This window comes from Achromobacter sp. SIMBA_011 (assembly GCF_046535435.1).
Classification (GTDB): domain Bacteria; phylum Pseudomonadota; class Gammaproteobacteria; order Burkholderiales; family Burkholderiaceae_B; genus Achromobacter; species Achromobacter dolens.
This window is the reverse complement of record NZ_JAWRWN010000611.1, coordinates 1-265: the sequence shown is the minus strand read 5'-3', so window position 1 is coordinate 265 and position 265 is coordinate 1. Positions and strand designations below refer to the sequence as shown.

Annotated in this window: 1 protein-coding gene; it reads left to right on the top strand. The window is 60.8% G+C overall.

Annotation, left to right across the window (positions count from 1 at the left end; translation table 11 throughout):
• On the top strand, positions 1-265 hold a 265-nt coding region (locus SB816_RS32380; RefSeq protein WP_410548294.1), incomplete at both ends, for a cbb3-type cytochrome c oxidase subunit I.

The following is a 265-nucleotide window of genomic DNA, read 5'->3' as shown; positions in this document are numbered from 1 at the left end:
GGATCAACATCGTCGTGACGATCCTGAACATGCGCGCACCGGGCATGACGCTGATGAAGATGCCGATGTTCGCATGGACGTGGCTGATCACGGCCTACCTGCTGATCGCCGTGATGCCGGTTCTGGCAGGCGCGATCACGATGGTGCTGTTCGACCGCCACTTCGGCACGTCGTTCTTCAACGCGGCAGGCGGCGGCGACCCGGTGATGTACCAGCACATCTTCTGGTTCTTCGGCCACCCCGAGGTGTACATCATGATTCTGCC